Source organism: Rahnella aceris, from assembly GCF_011684115.1.
In the GTDB taxonomy this organism is placed as follows: Bacteria; Pseudomonadota; Gammaproteobacteria; order Enterobacterales; family Enterobacteriaceae; genus Rahnella; species Rahnella aceris.
Genome location: NZ_JAADJV010000004.1, coordinates 139121 through 160374, shown reverse-complemented (window position 1 = coordinate 160374; position 21254 = coordinate 139121). Strand labels below are relative to the sequence as shown.

At 55.3% G+C, this 21254-nt stretch carries 23 protein-coding genes; 20 read left to right on the top strand and 3 right to left on the bottom strand.

Features of this window, described 5'->3' with window-relative positions; translation table 11 throughout:
* The first annotated feature begins 206 nt into the window (after positions 1-206).
* The 8 genes from ulaA (at position 207) to malQ (ending at position 9411) form a co-directional block, all read left to right on the top strand.
* Complete coding sequence (gene ulaA / locus GW591_RS18970) at positions 207-1610, top strand: PTS ascorbate transporter subunit IIC (RefSeq protein ID WP_112151940.1); 1404 nt, start codon at positions 207-209, stop codon at positions 1608-1610.
* Positions 1611-1666: 56 nt separating this feature from the next.
* On the top strand, positions 1667-1975 hold the full coding sequence (ulaB, locus tag GW591_RS18965; protein ID WP_013573565.1) for a PTS ascorbate transporter subunit IIB: 309 nt from the start codon (positions 1667-1669) through the stop codon (positions 1973-1975).
* 10 nt (positions 1976-1985) lie between these two features.
* Positions 1986-2456 carry a PTS ascorbate transporter subunit IIA gene (gene ulaC / locus GW591_RS18960; protein WP_112151939.1) on the top strand — a complete coding sequence of 157 codons (471 nt, stop codon included), beginning with the start codon at positions 1986-1988 and terminating at the stop codon, positions 2454-2456.
* Positions 2457-2481: 25 nt separating this feature from the next.
* Complete coding sequence (locus GW591_RS18955) at positions 2482-3138, top strand: 3-keto-L-gulonate-6-phosphate decarboxylase UlaD (protein WP_013573567.1); 657 nt, start codon at positions 2482-2484, stop codon at positions 3136-3138.
* A 10-nt stretch (positions 3139-3148) separates the two neighbouring features.
* Positions 3149-4009, top strand: coding sequence for an L-ribulose-5-phosphate 3-epimerase (locus tag GW591_RS18950; RefSeq protein ID WP_112151938.1), 861 nt, complete (start codon positions 3149-3151; stop codon positions 4007-4009).
* Entirely contained in the window at positions 4006-4695 is a 690-nt protein-coding gene (locus GW591_RS18945; RefSeq protein WP_013573569.1) for an L-ribulose-5-phosphate 4-epimerase, read from the top strand. The genes GW591_RS18950 and GW591_RS18945 overlap by 4 nt, the downstream gene beginning before the upstream one ends.
* Positions 4696-4912: 217 nt before the next feature.
* A complete protein-coding gene (gene malP, locus GW591_RS18940; RefSeq protein WP_013573571.1) occupies positions 4913-7327 on the top strand; it encodes a maltodextrin phosphorylase in 2415 nt (804 codons plus the stop codon).
* 8 nt (positions 7328-7335) lie between these two features.
* The gene (gene malQ, locus GW591_RS18935) at positions 7336-9411 is read left to right on the top strand and encodes a 4-alpha-glucanotransferase (RefSeq protein WP_166861242.1); all 2076 of its coding nucleotides are present in this window, start codon (positions 7336-7338) and stop codon (positions 9409-9411) included.
* 53 nt (positions 9412-9464) lie between these two features.
* Here the strand turns inward: malQ and nfuA are convergent, their stop codons facing one another.
* Positions 9465-10040 carry a Fe-S biogenesis protein NfuA gene (gene nfuA / locus GW591_RS18930; protein ID WP_013573573.1) on the bottom strand — a complete coding sequence of 192 codons (576 nt, stop codon included), beginning with the start codon at positions 10038-10040 and terminating at the stop codon, positions 9465-9467.
* Between the two features lie 97 nt (positions 10041-10137).
* Entirely contained in the window at positions 10138-10827 is a 690-nt protein-coding gene (gene gntX / locus GW591_RS18925; RefSeq protein ID WP_112151935.1) for a DNA utilization protein GntX, read from the bottom strand.
* 46 nt (positions 10828-10873) lie between these two features.
* Between gntX and bioH the strand changes: the two genes are divergently transcribed.
* From bioH to GW591_RS18865, 12 genes are all read left to right on the top strand, one after another.
* Positions 10874-11656 (top strand): pimeloyl-ACP methyl ester esterase BioH, encoded by a 783-nt coding sequence (bioH, locus tag GW591_RS18920; RefSeq protein WP_013573575.1) that lies wholly within the window; start codon positions 10874-10876, stop codon positions 11654-11656.
* Positions 11657-11876: 220 nt separating this feature from the next.
* Positions 11877-12146 carry a YdgH/BhsA/McbA-like domain containing protein gene (locus tag GW591_RS18915; RefSeq protein WP_013573576.1) on the top strand — a complete coding sequence of 90 codons (270 nt, stop codon included), beginning with the start codon at positions 11877-11879 and terminating at the stop codon, positions 12144-12146.
* Between the two features lie 307 nt (positions 12147-12453).
* Entirely contained in the window at positions 12454-14115 is a 1662-nt protein-coding gene (gene mdcA, locus GW591_RS18910; RefSeq protein WP_013573577.1) for a malonate decarboxylase subunit alpha, read from the top strand.
* 5 nt (positions 14116-14120) lie between these two features.
* The gene (locus tag GW591_RS18905) at positions 14121-14978 is read left to right on the top strand and encodes a triphosphoribosyl-dephospho-CoA synthase (RefSeq protein WP_013573578.1); all 858 of its coding nucleotides are present in this window, start codon (positions 14121-14123) and stop codon (positions 14976-14978) included.
* Positions 14979-15018: 40 nt separating this feature from the next.
* On the top strand, positions 15019-15321 hold the full coding sequence (locus GW591_RS18900; protein ID WP_013573579.1) for a malonate decarboxylase subunit delta: 303 nt from the start codon (positions 15019-15021) through the stop codon (positions 15319-15321).
* The gene (locus GW591_RS18895) at positions 15311-16153 is read left to right on the top strand and encodes a biotin-independent malonate decarboxylase subunit beta (RefSeq protein WP_013573580.1); all 843 of its coding nucleotides are present in this window, start codon (positions 15311-15313) and stop codon (positions 16151-16153) included. Before GW591_RS18900 ends, GW591_RS18895 begins: the two co-directional genes overlap by 11 nt.
* Positions 16150-16965 carry a biotin-independent malonate decarboxylase subunit gamma gene (mdcE, locus tag GW591_RS18890; protein WP_013573581.1) on the top strand — a complete coding sequence of 272 codons (816 nt, stop codon included), beginning with the start codon at positions 16150-16152 and terminating at the stop codon, positions 16963-16965. The genes GW591_RS18895 and mdcE overlap by 4 nt, the downstream gene beginning before the upstream one ends.
* A gap of 190 nt (positions 16966-17155) precedes the next feature.
* Positions 17156-18118 (top strand): AEC family transporter, encoded by a 963-nt coding sequence (locus GW591_RS18885; protein ID WP_013573582.1) that lies wholly within the window; start codon positions 17156-17158, stop codon positions 18116-18118.
* Positions 18119-18135: 17 nt separating this feature from the next.
* Positions 18136-18762 carry a malonate decarboxylase holo-ACP synthase gene (locus GW591_RS18880; RefSeq protein ID WP_013573583.1) on the top strand — a complete coding sequence of 209 codons (627 nt, stop codon included), beginning with the start codon at positions 18136-18138 and terminating at the stop codon, positions 18760-18762.
* Positions 18763-18789: 27 nt separating this feature from the next.
* A complete protein-coding gene (gene mdcH, locus GW591_RS18875; RefSeq protein WP_013573584.1) occupies positions 18790-19725 on the top strand; it encodes a malonate decarboxylase subunit epsilon in 936 nt (311 codons plus the stop codon).
* Positions 19726-19825: 100 nt separating this feature from the next.
* Positions 19826-20065 (top strand): DUF4160 domain-containing protein, encoded by a 240-nt coding sequence (locus GW591_RS18870; protein WP_014411499.1) that lies wholly within the window; start codon positions 19826-19828, stop codon positions 20063-20065.
* On the top strand, positions 20049-20315 hold the full coding sequence (locus GW591_RS18865) for a DUF2442 domain-containing protein (RefSeq protein WP_013573586.1): 267 nt from the start codon (positions 20049-20051) through the stop codon (positions 20313-20315). Before GW591_RS18870 ends, GW591_RS18865 begins: the two co-directional genes overlap by 17 nt.
* Here GW591_RS18865 and GW591_RS18860 read toward each other — a convergent pair.
* Positions 20295-21215 carry a LysR family transcriptional regulator gene (locus tag GW591_RS18860; RefSeq protein ID WP_013573587.1) on the bottom strand — a complete coding sequence of 307 codons (921 nt, stop codon included), beginning with the start codon at positions 21213-21215 and terminating at the stop codon, positions 20295-20297. The genes GW591_RS18865 and GW591_RS18860 overlap by 21 nt on opposite strands.
* Positions 21216-21254: the final 39 nt, after the last annotated feature.

Below are 21254 nucleotides of genomic sequence, written 5' to 3'. Positions count from 1 at the left end.
CTGATATTTATCATAAAAACAGAGTGATTTAGTTTGTTAGCTCATTCTGCCGATGACGATATCTTGCGAGACTGCTCACAAATAATCATTGCGAATCTTTATTTGATTCGATGTGAGCATTAGAGTGCGTTTGTCCCTCACTTTTTAGCGCAGCGGTTATGTTCAAGTGCGTTGAAGAGATCAAACAAGGTCAGACGGAGAGTCTTATGGAATTCCTCTACACCATCTTCACCGTATTTTTTAATCAGGTAATGACTAACGCGCCGTTGCTGCTGGGTATTGTGACCATGCTCGGTTACATCCTGCTCAGGAAGAGCGCGACGGTGATTATCAAGGGCACCATCAAAACCATTATCGGCTTTATGTTACTGCAGGCGGGGTCCGGCATTCTGACCGGTACCTTCAAACCGGTGGTGGCAAAACTTTCAGAAGTGTATGGCATTAACGGTGCAATATCAGATACCTATGCCTCAATGATGGCCACGGTGGAGCGCATGGGCGAGGCCTATAGCTGGGTCGGTTACGCGGTGCTGATCGCCCTGGCGCTGAATATCCTGATGGTGGTATTCCGCCGCATTACCGGCATTCGCACCATCATGCTCACCGGCCACATCATGTTCCAGCAGGCGGGGCTGATTGCGGTGTTCTTCTTCATCATGGGCTATCCGATGTGGACCACCATCTGGTCAACCGCAATTCTGGTGTCGCTGTACTGGGGCATTACCTCGAACATGATGTACAAACCGACGCAGGCCGTGACCGAAAACAGCGGCTTCTCGATTGGTCACCAGCAGCAATTTGCCTCGTGGATCGCTTATAAAATCGCGCCGTATCTCGGGAAGAAAGAAGACAGTGTTGAAGATCTCAAACTGCCGGGCTGGCTGAATATTTTCCATGACAATATCGTGTCTACCGCCATCGTGATGACCGTGTTCTTCGGCATCATTCTGTGTTCCTTCGGCCTCGACACCCTGCAGCAAATGGCCGGAAAAACCCACTGGACGATTTACATCCTGCAAACCGGTCTGATGTTTGCAGTGGCGATTTTCATCATTATTCAGGGCGTGCGTATGTTCGTTGCTGAACTGACCGAAGCCTTTAACGGCATCTCCCAACGCCTGATCCCCGGTGCCGTGCTGGCCATCGACTGCGCGGCTATTTACAGCTTTGCGCCGAACGCCGTGGTCTGGGGCTTTATGTGGGGCACCATCGGCCAGCTGATTGCTGTCGCCATTCTGTTTGGCATGGGCTCTTCCATCATGATCATCCCCGGCTTTATCCCGATGTTCTTCTCTAACGCCACCATCGGCGTGTTTGCCAATCACTTCGGCGGCTGGCGCGCGGCGCTGAAAATCTGTCTGGTGATGGGGATGATCGAAATCTTCGGCTGCGTCTGGGCCATCAAACTCACCGGCCTGAGCGCCTGGATGGGCATGGCAGACTGGTCGATTCTGGCACCGCCAATGATGCAGGGCTTCTTCAGCATCGGTATGGCCTTTATAGGCGTCATTGGGGTGATTGTGCTGCTCTACATGTTCTTCGCGGGTCGCGCATTGCGGGCCGAAGAAGATGCTGAAAAACAGGCGCTTAATCAGTCCGTTTCTCACTAATGACTGTTCACTAATGACTTCTCACAAATAACTTCTCACAAAATAAAGAGGTTCCCATGACAGTACGAATTCTGGCGGTATGCGGTTGCGGGCAAGGCAGTTCGATGATCATGAAGATGAAAATCGGCCAGTTTCTGACGCAGGAAGGCGTGGATCACACCATGAATAGCTGCGCGGTGGGGGAATACAAATCCGAGCTGAGCGGGGCTGACATTATTGTCGCCTCCACGCACGTGGCGGATGAAATCACCGTCAGCGGCAACAAATACGTGGTCGGCGTGCGCAACATGCTGTCGGCGGCGGACTTCGGTCCGAAAGTGATGGAAGTGATTAACGCGCACTTTTCCGCAGACCTGAAAAAGTAAGGAGCGATGTATGAAACTGCGAGATTCGCTGGCTGAAAACAACTCGATTCGCCTCAACGCAGAAGCAGAAACCTGGCAGGGCGCAGTGAAAATTGGCGTCGATATGCTGGTGGAAGCCGGAGTGGTAGAGCCGCGTTATTACCAGGCGATTCTGGACGGCGTCGAACGTTTCGGGCCGTATTTCGTGATCGCGCCCGGGCTTGCCATGCCGCATGGCCGTCCGGAAGAAGGTGTGCTGAAAACCGGTTTTGCGCTGGTGACGCTGAAAAAACCGCTGGTGTTCAATCATGAAGATAACGATCCGGTGGACATTCTCATCACGCTGGCGGCGGTGGATGCCAATGCGCATCAGGAAATCGGCATCATGCAGGTGGTGAACCTGTTTGATGATGAAGCCAATTTTGACCGCCTGCGTGCCTGCACTACGGCGCAACAGGTGCTGGATCTGATCGACCTGACCTCCGCCACGGCGGTTCACTAATTCGTTAGCAGAGAAGGAATATATTATGTCTCATTCATTACCGATGTTGCAGGTGGCGCTGGATAACCAGTCGATGGACGACGCTTACAAAACCACGCGTCTGATCGCCAGCGAAGTCGACATTATCGAAGTTGGCACTATTTTATGTGTCGCAGAAGGTGTGCGCGCGGTGCGTGACCTCAAGGCGCTGTATCCGGAAAAAATTGTGCTGGCCGATGCCAAAATCGCCGATGCCGGAAAAATCCTCTCGCGCATGTGTTTCGAAGCCCATGCTGACTGGGTGACGGTGATTTGCTGTGCCGACATCAACACCACCAAAGGTGCGCTGGAAGTGGCGAAAGAATTTAACGGCGACGTGCAGATTGAGCTGACCGGTTACTGGACGTGGGAACAGGCGCAGGAATGGCACGACGCAGGCATCGGGCAGGTGGTTTATCACCGCAGCCGCGACGCGCAGGCCGCCGGGGTGGCGTGGAGCGATGCCGATATCTCGGCGATTAAACGCCTTTCCGCCATGGGCTTTAAAGTGACCATTACCGGCGGACTGGCGCTGGAAGATTTGCCGCTATTTAAAGACATTCCGGTGCACGTCTTTATCGCCGGACGTAGTATCCGCGACGCCAAAGATCCGGTTGACGCAGCACGTCAGTTCAAAAAATCCATTCGCCAGCTCTGGGGCTAAGGAACACCGAATGATGCATAAAGCCGTTCCACTCGGTATCTATGAAAAAGCCCTGCCTGCGGGCGAAGACTGGCTGATGCGCCTGACACTGGCGAAAGAGCTGGGCTTCGATTTCGTTGAAATGTCGGTGGATGAAACCGACAACCGGCTGGCGCGGCTGGACTGGTCACGCGAGCAACGTTTGCAGGTAGTTGATGCAATATCACGCACCGGCATCCGCATTCCGTCCATGTGCCTGAGCGCACACCGGCGGTTCCCGCTTGGTGCAGAAGATGATGAAACCCGCAATCAGGGTCTGGAAATCATGCGCAAGGCCATCGTGCTGGCGCAGGATCTCGGCATTCGCGTGATCCAGCTTGCCGGTTATGACGTGTATTACCAGCAGGCCAATGAAAATACCCGCGAGCGTTTTCGCGATGGCTTGCAGGAGTCCGTCGAAATGGCCAGTCGTGCGCAGGTCACGCTGGCGATGGAAATCATGGATTACCCGCTGATGAATTCGATCAGCAAAGCGCTGGGTTACAGTCATTACCTGAACAATCCGTGGTTCCAGCTTTATCCGGATATCGGCAATTTATCGGCATGGGATAACGACGTGCAGATGGAACTGGCAAGCGGCGCAGGGCATATCGTCGCTGTGCATGTTAAAGACACACAGCCCGGCGTATTCAAAAACGTCCCCTTTGGCAACGGCGTGGTGGAGTTCGAGCGTTGCTTTGCCACGCTGCAAAAAAGCGGTTATCGCGGGCCGTACCTGATCGAAATGTGGAGCGAAACCGCCGCCGATCCGATGCAGGAAGTGCGCAACGCCCGCGCCTGGGTGGTCGATAAAATGCAGAAAGCCGGGCTTAACATGGAGGAAACCCGATGACGGATGCACTGAAACAACGCGTATTTGAAGCCAACATGGCGCTGCCCGCTTTTGGTCTGGTGACCTTCACGTGGGGGAATGTCAGCGGTATTGATCGCGAGCGCGGTATTGTTGTGATCAAACCGAGCGGCGTGGAATACGAGAAAATGCAGGTCAGCGATATGGTCGTGCTGAACCTGCAAGGCGACGTCGTGGAAGGGCATTACAAACCCTCTTCAGATACCGCCACGCATCTCGAACTTTACGCCCGTTTCCCGCAGCTTGGTGGCATCGTGCATACCCATTCGACCTATGCGACCTCATGGGCGCAGGCCGGCGTCGCCATCCCGCCACTCGGCACCACACACGCGGATTATTTTGCCGGTGCCATTCCCTGCACCCGGCCTTTATCGCGTCAGGAAGTCAGCGGAGAGTACGAACTGGAAACCGGCAAAGTTATCGCCGCGTCGCTGACCGGCATCGATCCGCTGCATATGCCGGGTATTCTGGTCGCCCAGCATGGCCCGTTCTGCTGGGGAATCACGCCGGAACAGGCGGTACACAACGCGGTGGTGCTGGAAGAAGTCGCGAAAATGGCGTGGATCACCGGTTCAATCCGACGTGACCAAACCCCGATGGACGATTATTTGCTGCACAAGCACTTCAGCCGCAAGCACGGGCCGGATGCGTATTACGGGCAGAAATAATAGCTATTGAGATGCCATTAAAACCCCTCCCCTGCGAAGGTGAGGGTTGGGGCGGGGTTTTAATGGCATCTCCGCCATCCCTTCGACATGATTTCATGCATTTTTCCTCATCCCCGCAGTGAGCATTTTTCCAGCATAGGGTTTATACATAGATATCGCGATCACACTTTTTCTCACGGAAGCATTCCGTCCCCTCAGACTGAAAAGAGACTGCCCTATGTCGAAGATCACGTTCAAGCAGGATGTTTTTTTGGCGGCGCTCACCCGCCAGTGGCAAGCGTTCGGACTCACTTCAGCTTCAGATATGACCCGGCACCAGTGGTGGCATGCGGTCAGCGCCGCCGTCGCGGAACAAATTCCCCCGCAAAATGAGCCGGTCAGCAGTAAAAGCAAAAAAGTCATCCGCCACGTTAACTATATCTCGATGGAATTTCTGGTCGGGCGTCTCACCGGTAACAACCTGATTAATCTCGGCTGGTACGAAAAAATTGCCGCTGCGCTGGAGCAGTTTGATATCAACCTGACCGACCTGCTGGAAGAAGAAATTGATCCGGCGCTGGGCAATGGCGGGCTGGGACGGCTGGCGGCCTGTTATCTCGATGCGATGGCTTCCGTCGGGCAGCCCGGCATCGGTTACGGCCTGAATTATCAGTACGGTTTATTCCGCCAGCGTTTTGTTGACGGCAAACAGAAAGAGTCGCCGGACGACTGGCACCGCAGCGAATATCCGTGGTTCCGCCACAACAGTTCGCTGGCGGTCAGCGTCGGTATTGGCGGTAAAATCGTGAAAAATGAGCAGGGCGTTTCACGCTGGGAGCCGGAATTTACCCTGCGTGGCGAAGCCTGGGATTTACCGGTAATGGGTTACCGCAACGGTATCACGCAACCGCTGCGCTTATGGGAAGCCACGCATCCGCACCCGTTTGATCTCGAAAAGTTTAATGACGGCGAGTTTCTGAAAGCCGAACAACAGGGTATCGACGCCGCCAAACTCACCAAAGTGTTGTATCCGAACGACAACCATCAGGCCGGTAAACGCCTGCGCCTGATGCAGCAGTATTTTCAGTGCGCCTGCTCGGTGGCCGATATCCTGCGGCGTCATCATTTCCTTGGCCGCAAAATCAGCGAACTGCCGGATTATGAAGTCATCCAGCTCAACGATACGCACCCGACCATCGCTATTCCTGAAATGCTGCGCGTGCTGCTCGACGAGCATCAGTTGAGCTGGGATGACGCGTGGCACATCACCAGCCGCACCTTCGCGTACACCAACCATACGCTAATGCCGGAAGCGCTGGAAACCTGGGACGAGCGACTGGTGCGCAGCCTGTTGCCGCGTCATTTCCAGATCATTAAACAGATCAACGCCAACTTTAAGAAACGGGTCAGCAAAGAATGGCCGGGTGATGAGGCGGTCTGGGCGAAACTTGCCGTGCATCACGACAAACAGGTGCGTATGGCGAACCTCTGCGTGGTCGCGGGTTTTGCGGTTAACGGCGTGGCGGCGCTGCATTCGGATCTGGTGGTCAAAGATCTGTTCCCGGAGTATCACCAGTTGTGGCCGGAAAAATTCCATAACGTGACTAACGGCATCACGCCGCGCCGCTGGCTTAAACAATGTAATCCGGCGCTGTCGGCACTGATTGATGAACGGCTGAAAACCGACAGTTGGGTCAATAATCTGGACCTGCTGAAAGGTCTGGAAGACGGCGTTAAAGACAAAAAATTCTGCAAACAGTACCGCAAAATTAAGCACGATAACAAAGTGCGGCTGGCGGAATACGTCTGGCAGCGCATGGGGATCCGGCTTAATCCGGACGCGATTTTCGATGTGCAGATCAAACGTCTGCACGAGTACAAACGTCAGCATCTCAATCTTCTGCACATTCTTTCACTGTACCGCCAGATCCGCGATAACCCGAAACTCGACATCGTGCCGCGTGTATTCCTGTTCGGTGCAAAAGCCGCGCCCGGCTATTACCTCGCCAAAAATATCATCTATGCGATCAATCAGGTGGCAGAGAAGATCAACAACGATCCGATCGTCGCCGATCGTCTCAAAGTGGTATTCATCCCGGATTATTGCGTGTCGGTGGCTGAACTGATGATCCCGGCGGCGGATGTCTCCGAGCAGATTTCTACCGCAGGCAAAGAAGCTTCCGGTACCGGCAATATGAAACTGGCGCTGAACGGTGCGCTGACCGTCGGCACGCTGGATGGTGCCAACGTCGAAATTGCCGAACAAGTCGGCGAGGACAACATCTTTATCTTTGGACTGACCGTTGATGAGGTAAAAGCGCAGCTGAAAAAAGGCTACAAGCCGAAAGCGCTGGTGAAAAAGGACAAACATCTCAAAGCCATTCTCGACGAACTGGCCAGCGGTTTTTATGCCAGTGGTGACAAAAAGGCCTTCGATCTGATGCTCAACAGTCTGCTCGATGGCGGTGATCCGTATCTGGTGCTGGCGGATTTTGCCACCTATTGCGAGGCGCAAAAACAGGTCGATGCGCTTTACCGTAATGCCGATGAATGGACCCGCCGTACCTTGCTCAACACGGCCCGTGTAGGCATGTTCAGCGCTGACCGTTCCATCCGCGATTATCAGCAGCGCATCTGGCAGGCCAAACGATAGGAGCCGACATGGAGGACAAGCAACTTGCTGAGGCCGCGCGCCGGGCAGGCATTGTAGACAGTTTCATTAATATGACGGATGTCGTGGAAACGGTGTCAGATGACACGCGCGTCGCCTTGCTGGCGGCGATGGGGCGTGATCCGGCTGACGTGCCGGAAATCACGCCCGTGCCGCCGGTCAAAGTGTTTACACAAGGCAAAAAAGTGTTGCTGACGCCGGAAGGCAGTGGCGCATTTCAATGGCAACTGACGCAGGAAAATGGCAGCCAGACGCAGGGCGAAATCCTGACAGGCAACGTGTTGAACCTCGGGGCTGCGCTGCCTGCCGGCTATCACCAGTTGACGTTATCGCAAAATGATAACGTCTGGCCTTGCCGGATCATCGTCGCGCCGACGCGCTGTTATGAGCCGGAGGCATTGCTGGCAGGGGAAAAACTGTGGGGCGCGACGGTTCAGCTTTACACGCTGCGCTCGGAGAATAACTGGGGCGCAGGCGACTTCGGTGACCTGAAAAAAATGGTCGAAGAAGTTGGGAAACGCGGCGGGGCGTTCGTCGGGCTGAATCCGATACACGCGCTCTATCCGGCGAATCCGCAAAGTGCCAGCCCTTACAGTCCGTCGTCCCGCCGCTGGCTGAATCTGACCTACATTGATGTGAATGCCGTGGAGGAGTTTACCGCCAGTCGCGAGGCGCAAGACTGGTGGCATTCGACAGAGACGCGCGAGGCGTTACTGCAGGCGCGCAGCACGGAGTTTGTCGATTATCCGCTGGTGATGGCGCTGAAATCGGCGGCGCTCAAACTGGCCTGGCCGCTGTTTTGCGAGTTGCCGGAAGACAGCCCGCGTAAGCAGGATTTTCGCCGTTTCGTCGCACTTGGTGGCGACAGCCTGCGACAGCAGGCGTTGTTCGACGCACTGCATACGCATCTGCGCGATCTGGATTTAGGCCAGTGGGGCTGGCCGGTATGGCCGGAAGTCTATCGTGATGCGAAAAGTGCACAAGTGCGGGAATTCAGCGAGCGTTACGCCGGTGAAATTGAATTTTATCAGTGGCAGCAATGGCTGGCGCAGATGCAGTTTTCCGCATGTTATCAGCGCAGTGTTGAGCTGAAGATGCCGATCGGCGTGTATCGTGATCTGGCGGTTGGCGTAGCGCAAGGCGGCGCGGAAACCTGGTCCGATCCGGCGCTGTATTGCCTGAATGCTACCATCGGTGCGCCGCCAGATATTCTCGGGCCGCAGGGACAAAACTGGGGGCTTCCGCCCATTGATCCACACGAAATGAAAGCCCGTGCCTATCAGCCGTTCATAGATTTGCTGCGTGCAAACATGGCGGAATGCGGTGCACTGCGTATCGATCACGTCATGGGGTTGCTGCGTTTGTGGTGGATACCCGCCGAACAGGAGGCGGGCAGCGGCGCGTATGTCCGTTATCCGCTGGAGGATTTACTCGGTGTGCTGGCTTTGGAAAGTCAGCGGCATCAGTGCATGGTGATTGGTGAAGACCTCGGTACCGTGCCGAAAGAAATCCTCGCCAGCCTGCGTGACAGCGGGGTGTATTCCTACAAAGTGCTGTATTTCGAGCACGATAAACACTTCCTTTACCGGCCGCCGGAAGATTATGTTTCACAAGCGATGGCAACGGTCACCACCCATGATTTACCGACGTTGCGGGGCTACTGGGAAGGGGGCGATTTAACGCTCGGTGCGTCTCTGGGTGTTTATCCTGATCCGCAGGTGCTGGAAAAACTGCGCGGGGAACGTGAACGTAGCAAGCAGGGGCTTCTTAATGCGCTGCATCTGACACAGTGTGTGCCGAAATCGATCAGCCGCAGTGCTGAAAACATGCCGATGACGCCGCTGCTGAACCTGGGTTTGCAACGTTATCTGGCGGGCAGTGCCAGCGCGTTGCTGGGTTTGCAACCGGAAGACTGGCTGGACATGGATTTGCCGGTGAATGTGCCGGGCACCAATACCGAATACCCCAACTGGCGGCGCAAACTGACGCGAACCCTGGAGGACATGTTTGCTGATGAGCATATTGATGCGCTGCTCAGTGATTTAAACCAGCGCAGGCAGGCATAAAAAAAGCACCCAACGGAAGGGTGCTTTTTATGTTCTGACTGATCAGCAGGTGATCAGTAGAAGGAGTGCTCGCCGCGCTGGTGTTCAGTCAGGTCGCGAACGCCTTTCAGCTCAGGGAAGTTTTGCAGCAGTTCTTTCTCGATGCCGTCTTTCAGGGTGACATCAATCATCGAACAGCCGTTGCAACCGCCGCCGAATTGCAGGATAGCGATGCCGTCGTCGGTGATTTCCATCAGGGAAACACGACCACCATGGCTGGCTAACTGCGGGTTAATCTGTGACTGCAACTGATATTCAACACGTTCCATCAGCGGCGCATCGTCAGAGACTTTACGCATTTTGGCGTTCGGAGCCTTCAGCGTGAGCTGGGAACCGAGCTGATCGGTGACGAAGTCGATCACGGCGTCTTGCAGATAAGGCGCGCTTAATTCATCAATGAAAGCAGACAGTTTCTCGAACTTGAGTTCGGTATCCGTCGCTTCTACGGCGTCAGGTGGGCAATAGGAGACACCGCATTCTGCGGTTGGCGTACCGGGATTGATCACGAATACGCGGATTTGGGTGCCTTCTTCCTGGCTTGCCAGCAATTTGGCAAAGTGCTCTTGGGCAGCATCGGTAATAAGGATCATAACATTCGCTCAATAGTTGACTACTCTAGTTGGTTATAATACGCCCTTTGTTTTTACCCGTCACCCTTCACGTTGCCAGTGTGTTAGCAGCACGTGCTTACGCCTGTAAAGTCCGGCAAATACAGGCAATTTGCAGCGAAGCAACGCCCTGATTACGCAGAATCTTGCTGATTTCCCTGACAGTACTGCCGGTCGTGACCACATCATCGAGCAACATCACGTGCTTATCGCGCAGGCTGGCATGGCAGGTGAAGGCTTTGCGCAGATTCCACTTTCTCTCGTGCTCGGTCAGACTTTGCTGCGGCGGCGTGCGCCGGTTGCGTCTCAGGGCATCGGGCAGATATTGGCAATGCAGCCAGCGTGCCAGCGGCTTCGCGAGCAATTCACTCTGATTATACCCGCGCGAGAAATAGCGCTTCTGATGCAGCGGCACGCTGAGAAGCACGTCGGGTCTGGGCAGATTGCTCATCCGGTAGCGTTCCTGCCAGCGCAGAAAAAGTAAACGGGCAAGTGTGGTGTCGAGTTCCGGTTGCCTGGAGAATTTGAACCGCAAAACCAGCCCGCTCACCGGCATTTCATAAGGGCTGGCGAAGATCATCGCGTCCCACGGTGGGGGTTTTAACAGACAACGTCCGCAATCGGCATGGCCCCCGGAAGAGGGCAATCCGCAGCGCAGGCAGCAGGGCGGTGCGACCGGCAGATGTTTCATGCACAAACTGCAAATGCCCTGAACCGGGAGATGCAGCGGACACTGGCATAGCCAACAGCGGCTGGCAATTGTTAGCATAGCGGCGGGTTCCTTTTGCCAATCAGACAGACACGGACAATACGCTATGAATACGCTTTACCGGGAGACTATCGGCGAAGGAGATCGCCATCTTGTGCTGCTTCACGGATGGGGGCTGAATGCCGAAGTGTGGCGTTACACGGCAGAGCGACTTGCGCCGCAATTTTGTCTGCATCTGATTGATCTGCCGGGCTATGGCCGCAGTGAGGGTTTCGGGGCGATGACGCTGGAAGAGATGGCGGAAACCGTGCTTGCCGCAATGCCGGAGAAAAGCGCATTACTTGGCTGGTCGCTGGGCGGCCTGGTGGCCAGCCAGATAGCCCTGAGTGCGCCGCAGCGCGTGGAAAAACTGATTACCGTGGCATCATCGCCCTGTTTTGCAGCCCATGAAAACTGGCCGGGGATCCGCCCGGACGTATTACAGGGTTTTCAGCATCAGTTAAGTGAAGATTTCCAGCGCACGGTTGAGCGTTTTCTGGCGCTGCAGACGCTGGGCAGCGACAGCGCCCGTCAGGATGCGCGGCTGCTTAAATCGATCGTTCTGAATCTGCCGATGCCGCCGGTGGCCGTGCTCAATGGCGGGCTGGAGATTTTACGCAACGTGGATTTGCGCCAGCCGGTGACGCAACTGACCTTGCCAGTCCTGCGTATTTACGGTGCGCTCGACGGGCTGGTACCGAGAAAAATGGTGCCGCTGATGGATGCGATTCTGCCCGATTCCTGTTCGGAAGTCGTTGAAAAGGCTGCACATGCGCCGTTTATCTCCCACCCTGATAGGTTTTGTGAACTTGTCGAGCGTTTCCTGATTGCAGACTGCAAGCCAATGTAAATATTTTTTTCAATTTTCTGGCTAATTCTCAAGGGTGACTAATACTTAAGCCGATGATGACGGGGTGAAAGGTGGGCGTAAGTTGTTACGCGAGCCTGTTTGCGTCTCTGGGGAGTTTACTGGCGTTTAACCATGAAGGTCATGCCAGCGCAGATACACCCGCTGTTCATATCCTGACTGCTTTCTTTGAGAACTATTCATCCAATTTAGAGGTAATGTCATGAAATCAAAAAAAATTATCGTTGCGGCAATTCTGACAGGGTTATTCTCACTCAACGCGATGGCGGCAGAGATGATCTCGAAAGAAGAAGCCAAAGATAAGGGTTACACCAGTCTGGGCGTGGTCACGACCAGCAATGAATACACTGCGCCAATGGATGCGAAAGAAGAATTGTCCAAACTGGCTGATGAAAAGGGCGGCAAATACTATGTGGTGATTGCGGCTCAGGAGAAGAAGAAAATCACCGCAACGGCTGAAGTCTTCAAATAATCGCTTTTATGCTGCTCTGAACCCCGGGATGCCTTTGTGCATCCCTTTTTTATTCCCGTTTTCTGTGCGCTCCTTCTCTTTCTTTGTTCTGTATCAATTTGTTTTTAAAGAAATACGTCAGATCGTTACTCTCAGCGTAACGAAGTGTCCGGACGCTTAATTGATGCAATATTCTTCGCTGCTTACACTTAGCAGGCTATCAAAACAGGTCAAATGTGATGCAACCGCCACTTGACTGAACTTCCCGATGCCTCTTGTTTCATCACGCCGGGAAAGATTCAGCAAGCTCAACCCAGGGAGGTTTGGCATGCCGCAACATCCGCAGACCACGAAAGTGTGGGACACCCGCCGCAATGAAAAACAACGGCGTATCGACAGTGTCCGTTCCGTGGCAGAGGGTAAAGTTTTACCCACAGATAAAATTATCCCCATCCTCGAAACGCTGATTGCCTCCGGCGACCGCGTGGTGATGGAGGGTAACAACCAAAAACAAGCTGACTTCCTTTCCCGATCACTGGCGAAAGTGAATCCTGAAAAGCTGCATGATTTACATATGATCATGCCGAGCGTCAGCCGCGCTGAACATCTGGATCTCTTTGAACGTGGCATCGCCCGTAAGCTCGATTTTGCGTTCTCCGGTCCGCAAAGCCTGCGCATCGCGCAGTTGCTGGAAGACGGTCAGATGGAAATCGGTGCGATCCACACCTATATCGAACTGTATTCCCGTCTTTACGTCGATCTGGTGCCGAACATCGCACTGATCGCCGGTTTCAAAGCTGACCGCAAAGGCAATCTGTATACCGGCGCGAGCACCGAAGACACCCCGGCGCTGGTCGAAGCCGCAGCCTTCAAAAACGGTATCGTGATTGCGCAGGTCAACGAACTGGTTGAAGAAGACACTGATCTGCCGCGCGTCGATATTCCGGGCGACTGGATCGATTTCGTGGTCGTCGCCGACAAGCCATTCTTCATCGAACCGCTGTTCACCCGTGACCCGCGCCTGATCAAACCGGTTCACGTGCTGATGGCCATGATGGCCATTAAAGGTATCTACGCCAAACACAACGTGCAGTCGCTCAACCACGGCATCGGTTTTAACACCGCCGCTATCGAACTGCTGTTGCCCACTTACGGCGAACAGCTCGGCCTGCGTGGCAAAATCTGTAAACACTGGACACTGAACCCGCATCCGACGCTGATCCCGGCGATTGAAAGCGGCTGGGTGGAAACCGTTCACTGCTTCGGCGGCGAAATGGGGATGGAAGAATATATCCGCGCCCGTCCTGACGTGTTCTTCACCGGCTCCGACGGTTCTATGCGCTCCAACCGTGCGTTCTGCCAGATGGCAGGCCAGTACGCGGTAGATATGTTCATCGGTTCGACCTTGCAGGTTGACGGGCTGGCGAACTCGTCAACCGTGACCCGCGGTCGTCTGGCCGGTTTCGGGGGCGCGCCTAACATGGGGCATGATCCGCACGGTCGCCGTCACTCCACGCCAGCCTGGCTCGACATGATTGAAGAGCCGGACCCGATGGCACGCGGTAAAAAACTGGTCGTACAGATGGTGGAAACCTTCCAGGCCGGGGGCAAACCGACATTCGTTGAGAAACTCGAAGCCGTTGATGTGGGTAAAGAATCCGGTATGCCGCTGGCGCCGGTGATGATTTACGGCGACGACGTGACCCACGTGCTGACCGAAGAAGGTATCGCCTATCTTTACCGCGCCCGTTCTCTCGAAGAACGCCGTGCGATGGTGGCGGCAGTTGCCGGTATCACTGACATCGGTCTGGGCGTTGACGCCAAACGCGTCGCCGACCTGCGCCGTCAGGAACTGGTGGTCTTCCCGGAAGATATGGGCATCCGCCGCACCGACGCCACCCGTTCATTACTGGCGGCGGGCAGCGTGAGCGAGCTGGTTGACTGGTCCGGCGGCTTGTATAACCCGCCAGCCAAATTCCGTAGCTGGTGATCACTATGCCGCAGACTTTAACGACTGGCGCTCTGCTCACAGCGGAAGAACTGGCCGAAAGGCTGGCAGAAACGGCGACGCAGGCGCTGATCGACGAAGCGCGGCTTAGCCCGAAACCGGGGCTGGTAGACAGCCGGAGTGCCGGAGCCCATCAGGATTTAAGTTTAGATCTGATGGTGCGTTCGGCGCGCAGCCTGACGTCCACGTTCTATTTGCTGGCTTTACACAGCTGGCAGCGCCCGGCGGATATCGCCCTGCGTCAGGAAGTGGGCCGTTTAGGTCGTGCTGGCGAAGCGCAGATGATGGCAGAAACCGGCGGCGTGAATACTCACCGGGGCGCTATCTGGGCGATGGGGTTGCTGGTCAGCGCCGTCTCCATGCAGCCGGAAAGTTTACTGCCGCTGCATATTGCGCAGCGCGCCGCGAAAATTGCAGCGTTACCCGATGCTTTCAGCCCGAAAAAATTCAGTAAAGGTTCGCACGCCGTGCAGCGTTATCAGGTGCCGGGTGCACGCGAAGAGGCGCAAAGCGGTTTCCCGCACATTATCGGTTGTGCACTGCCGCAGCTTCATCACAGCCGGGCACACGGCGCCAGCGAAAGCGAAGCGCAGGTCGATGCCTTACTGGCGGTGATGTCCACACTGGCCGACACCTGCGTGCTGTCACGCGGTGGCTTACCGGCGCTGGAAGCCATGCATCAGGGCGCGCAGGCCGTGCTGGAAGCCGGTGGCACCAGCACGATGGCGGGCAAACAACGGTTGCGCCATCTCGAACACCGGATGCTGGCGGACAACACATCGCCCGGCGGTGCCGCTGATTTACTGGCTGCGACGCTGTTTCTTGACCGCGTCAGCGTGGTCTGAACCGGATACGCATTAACTAACATCAGTACAAAGAGGTGTTATGGAACGTTTTGAATTTAACTACCCGGCGGCAAAACCGCTGGCAGGCCGTGCCGAAGCAGGCGTGGTAGGTTCCGGCGATTTAGAAGCGCTGTATGAACCAAAAACAGTCAATGAACTGAACATTATCGTCACCACCTCGGTCGACGGCAGCCATACCTTATGGCAGAACTTTTTTAACCGTCTGAGTGCGCTGCGTGAATTACCGGCCGGTCGTCTCGACATCAATGATTTTGGCGCCACACCCGGCGTTGCCCGTCTGCGTATCGAACAGGTCTTTGAGGAGGCTGAAAATGCCAACTGATACTGATCAGAGCTTTATCGAACTGAGCGCCCGTCAGCGCGCCCGCAAATTGCTGGACGCCGGGACTTTCCGTGAACTGCTCGGGCCGTTCGAACGCATTATGTCTCCGTGGCTGGAACCGCAGGGCATCGTGCCGCAGGCCGATGACGGCATGGTCGTCGCCAAAGGTCAGATTAACGGCCAGCCTGCTGTCGTTGTGGCGATTGAAGGCAGCTTCCAGGGCGGCAGCATGGGCGAAGTGTCCGGTGCCAAAATGGCTGCTGCGCTGGAAATGGCTGCAGAAGATAACCGTAACGGCATCCCGACGCAGGCCGTTCTGCTGCTGGAAACCGGTGGTGTGCGTTTGCAGGAGGCCAATCTGGGTCTTGCCGCTATCGCCGATATTCACGCCGCCATTGTTGATTTGCGCCGCTATACGCCGGTGATCGGCGTCGTTGCCGGTACTGTTGGTTGCTTTGGCGGGATGTCGATTGCCGCCGCGCTGTGCAGCTATCTGATTGTCACCCGTGAAGCCCGTCTGGGACTGAACGGTCCGCAGGTTATCGAACAGGAAGCCGGTATCGATGAATACGATTCCCGCGACCGTCCGTTTATCTGGAGCATGACCGGTGGCGAAGTGCGTTATCACAGCGGGTTTGTTGATGCGCTGGTGAAAGATTCCCTGAATGAAGTGAAAGACAGCGTGCTGGCCTTTATTAAAGCGGGCGTACCTGCGACACATCGTTCTGATAATTATGATTATTACCTGCCAAAACTGACCGGTTTTGACACCGCGCAGCAGGCCAGCCGTGAAGTGACGGAAGCCTTGTTTAACCGGGAGGATCGCGCATGAGCAACGTAGCAAATAATGCAGCCAGCCGGGGTGATTACTGGTTCGCTGAACTGACCAAAGACGCCACTCCGGTAACCGGTCTTTGCCCTTCCGTGAAAGCGGCTGACGGCAAAATGAATGACCAGCCGGTACGTTTCATCGCCGTGGTGCCGGACAAAAATAACCAGTATCCGCGTGCAGCGGGCGGCGAAGTCGGTTTGCTCGAAGGCTGGAATCTGGCAAAAGTCGTTAACGACGTGATTGACGCCGACGCGGATGCCAGCACCAAACGCGCCATCGTGGCGGTCATCGACGTACCAAGTCAGGCTTATGGTCGCCGCGAAGAAGCGTTCGGTATCCATCAGGCGCTGGCCGGTGCCGCAGGCGCTTACGCCAAAGCGCGTCTGGCCGGGCATCCGGTGGTCGGGCTGATTGTCGGTAAAGCGATGTCCGGTGCGTTTCTGGCGCACGGTTATCAGGCTAACAAACTGATCGCCTTCAAAAACAACGGCGTGATGATCCACGCGATGGGTAAAGAATCCGCCGCACGTATCACCTTACGTTCTGTGGATGCGCTGGAAAAACTGGCTGCCACCATTCCGCCGATGGCTTACGACATCGAAAACTACGCCACGCTGGGCCTGCTGTCGCAATTACTCGACATCGCTGATCCGGATAAGGCCACACCCGACGACATCAGCAACGTGCAAAACGTTGTCTGGCAAAACATCCAGGACGCACGCAAAGAAGGCGTTAGCCTCAGCAACCGTCTGGGTGCAGAAAACCGCGCAAGTTCGCAGCGCGTTCGCCAGCAGATGCGCCAGGAATGGTAATTCGTTAACAACTTTCAGTCTCAACCGGTAACGCACCTGCAAACAGCGTGACGCAGCCGCATTGCGGGTTCCCGCCCTGACATACCGTCCGGGCGAGGGCCTGCTGTTGTCTGCAACTGGACTGTCATACTAAAAAAACCATCGCACCGGCGCCGACTGAGCAATCATTTTTTGCCTCAGGAAAAACGCTATGACTTACGTAATATTGCACGCGCTTGCCCCTATTTTCGTCATCATGATCCTCGGTTTTTACGCCGGGAAAGCGAAAATGGTGGATAACCAGAATGTCTCTTTACTGAATATTTTCGTGATGGATTTTGCTTTACCTGCTGCGCTGTTTGCAGCCACCGTACAAACCCCGTGGGCGGGCATTGTGGAACAGTCACCGCTGATTCTGGTGCTGGTTCTGGCGATGTGGATAACCTACGCAGCGATTTACTTTATTTGCACCAAAGTCTTCAAAAAATCTGCGCAGGATGCGGCGGTTCTGACGCTGACTGTCGCACTGCCGAACTATGCGGCACTGGGTTTGCCTATTCTGGGCAGCGTGCTGGGTGATGCGCCGTCAACATCACTGTCCGTCGCGGTCTCTATCGCCTGCGGTTCCGTGCTGATGACGCCGTTCTGTCTGCTGATCCTTGAACGTGAAAAAGCGCGTCTCAGTGGTGAAAATCAGGGATCTTCCCTGGCATTACTGCCGGTTCTGATGTGGCGTTCAGTGAAAAAACCGATCGTCTGGGCACCATTGCTGGGCGTGATCCTGTCAGCGATTGGCATTAAAATGCCGGAAATTTTCCTGGCTTCGATCAAGCCGCTGGGGTTGTCAGCGACCGCATCTGCGCTGTTCCTGACCGGTGTGATCCTGTCAGCCCGTAAACTGAAAATTAACGGTCCGGTGTTGTTGTCTTGTGTGGCGAAAAACCTGATCCAGCCGTTCATCGCCTGGGGTCTGGTTCTGGCATTTGGCCTGAGCGGTCAGGTTGCTGTGACCGCAATACTGATGATTGCGCTGTCTGCCGGTTTCTTCGGTATCGTGTTCGGTAACCGTTTCGGTGTGCAGTCCCCGGATGCAGAAGCATCACTGCTGATCAGTTCCGTATTGTGTATCGTGACTTTGCCGCTGTTTATCTCACTGACCGCTGCATTGCATTGATTTAAGAAGGATTGAATATGTGTGACCCGCGTGCCCATGATTTTGTCTGGATAAGCGACCGTTCAGCGCTGCAAAGCGACGACACTTTACCCGAATGGGTAAACACCGGCTGGCGCACTGCGCTGCCGCTGGTAGTGCGTCGCGATAAGCGTGCTGACGGTGCGGTTCCGGTGGGTATTCGCGGGCTGACCCGTATTCAGCGAGCCGCCGCCTGGATTGACCCGGCGGCGGTGGTGCGGGTCGTCACGCCCGAATCACTGGTCAGCGACGTGAATGCATTACTGCACTCGCCGTTTGTGTCTCAGCAACCGGTGCAGGCGCTGATCACGTTATGCAGTCTGCAACTGCCTTTCGCGTGGGGCGTGACGGGCAGTTGCGCCTACGCGCTGGTCAGTGACCTGCCGGTGATGCATGCCGACAGCGATCTCGATTTACTAGTCCGTTGCGACACACCGGCAGAACCTTCTCAGTTTTCCGATTTTTACGACCAGCTTCAGCGGCTTCCCTGCCGCGCCGATGTTCAGATCAATACGCCGCAGGGGGGATTTGCCCTCAGCGAATGGTTGCGTGGCGGTGACATCATGCTGAAAACGGCGTCCGGCCCGTTGCTGGTGCGTGACCCGTGGCAATCGCCGGCAGGCTAAGGCCCGCAAAAAGAAGCAAGGAGCACGATGAAAATCTTATTTACCTTCCCCGGGCAAGGGCCGCAGGTGCCGCAAATGCTGCATCGCCTGCCGGATAACCCGCTCACGCATTCCCTCATCGAACAGGCCAGCCTCGCGCTGGATGAAGACGTTCTGCTGCTCGACAGCGCCGATGCTCTGCGTTCCACCCGCGCGGTACAACTGTGTTTACTGATTGCCGGTGTGGTCTGGGCGAAACAATGTCAGGCCGAAGGAATCGAAGCCGATTTTTGCAGCGGGCTGTCGATTGGCGCGTTTCCGGCGGCGGTGATTGCCGGTGCGCTCGACTATTGCGATGCTGTACGTCTGGTCGCGCTGCGCGGTGAGCTGATGCAACAGGCTTATCCGCAGGGCTTTGGCCTCTCGGCGATCACCGGTCTGCGTCAGATGCAGGTTGAAGATCTGGTGGCGCAGGTCAACAGTGCAGAATCGCCGGTATATCTGGCGAATATTAACGCGGAAGATCAACTGGTGATTGCCGGCAGCGATGCCGCGATGGCGCAGGTGATGCAACTCGCTAAAGCGCAGGGCGCACAGAAAACCCATCAGCTGGCGGTCAGTGTGCCGTCACACTGTGCGCTGCTTGATCAGCCTGCGGCGAAACTGGTGGAGGCGTTTAAACAGATTCATATTTCCCGCCCGATCAGTGGTTATCTCAGCGGAACAACCGGGCGTGTGTACTGGCAACCGGAAAAAATCGCTGACGACCTGGCGATGAACATGGCCCGTACTGTCAACTGGCGTGACGCCATGGTTGCCGCGTATCAGCGCGATGTACGGCTGGCGATTGAAATGCCGCCGGGCGCGGTGCTGAGCGGCCTGACACGCCGCGCGATGGAGCAGGGCGAAGCGCTGTCGTTATGCCAGTCGGGTATGCAGGTTGCGCGACGTCTCGCAACACGGTTACGGCAAAACGAACGCTGATTAAAGGCGTGATAGGTTGGTGATACTACGGAATAAAAGCCTTTCCTGAGTGAAAGGTTTTTTGTTTTTATCGGACTGTTTATACAGGGAAGTCACCGCCATGCCAGTGATACTACGCTTTAAAAATTACCGTTTTTTCTTCTATTCCAATGAAGGAAATCCTCTTGAACCGCATCATATTCATGTAAGATCTGGTCAGAAAGAAGCCAAACTATGGCTTTCACCTGTTGCCCTATGTCGCCAGACAGGTTTTTCTGCCAAAGAGATCAGGGAAATTATAACGTTAACTAACGTTTATCAGACACTATTTCAAGGAGCATGGAATGAATATTTCGCCTAAAAGTGTTCGTTTTGATGAAAGTACAATGTGGGTGACTCTTGAAGATGGCCAGATCCTGACAGTGCCGCTGGCGCAATTTCCTGTTCTGCTGAACGCAACACCCGCACAGCGTCAGGATTGCGAAACCAGTGCTTATGGTTTGCATTGGGATGCTCTGGATGAAGATATTTCCATTGAGGGCTTAATCGTGGGAAAGCCGATCGCTAAACCGGCGACCCATACGAATGCGTCAGCGCTTTCTGCTCGCTAGCGCATACATCCGGCTTTCAGCGGCGAGGGCGAGCAGATTCGGGTCGTGCTCGCGGCTGTGCGGAAAGACCAGCGAAATGGTCTGGCGCATCTGGTAGGCTTCAGCCAGTGGCAGTAATTTTACCGTATTCTCATACACGCCTTTCATCCTGCCGGGAATCAGTGTGTAACCGACACCCGCCTGCACCAGACTCAGCATCGAGAAAATATCATTCACCCGCGTCACGATATCCGGTTCGAAACCGGCGACCTGGAAGGCTTCCTGAAAGCCGTGATAGGTGGCGAACCCTTCAGCCAGCGACACGAATTTCTTCTGTTTGTAATCGCGTAAATCCGCTGTGCCTTCTGAAATCAGTTCTGCGCTGGCCGGTGCGGCGAGGAAGATATCGTCCTGAAACAGCGGCAACTGATCGTAACGCTGGGCATCGACATTGGAATCACTGGTCGAAATCAGGATGGCATCCAGCTGACCGTCTTCCAGCTTGTGCAGTAAATCATTGTTGGACCCCATCACCAGTTCCAGTTCAAGCTCCGGACGGCGCAGTTTCAGCCCCATGATCAGGCGCGGAATGGTTTCCAGCGTCAGCGAATATAACGTGCCGACTTTCAGCCGCTTATCGCCAAAACCGGCGGCGCGCCGGGTCGCCAGGATACCGTGTTCCATTTGCTCGATGACCTGCGTCGCGTGCTCCAGCAGCGCTTCAGCCGCAGGCAGCGGCAGCAGATTGCGGCCACGATGGATAAACAGCGGGCAACGTAAACCTTCTTCCAGTGAATGCAGGGCGCGATGCACGCTGACGCTGCTCAGACCGAGTTGTTCAGCAGTACGCGTGATGTTTTGCTTTTCCATATAAGCGAGGAAGATTTCGAGTTTACGGAAGGTGATTTCACTGTCGATCATGCAGGCTCCTGCGGGCGTAAACGAGGAGTGATGATAGCC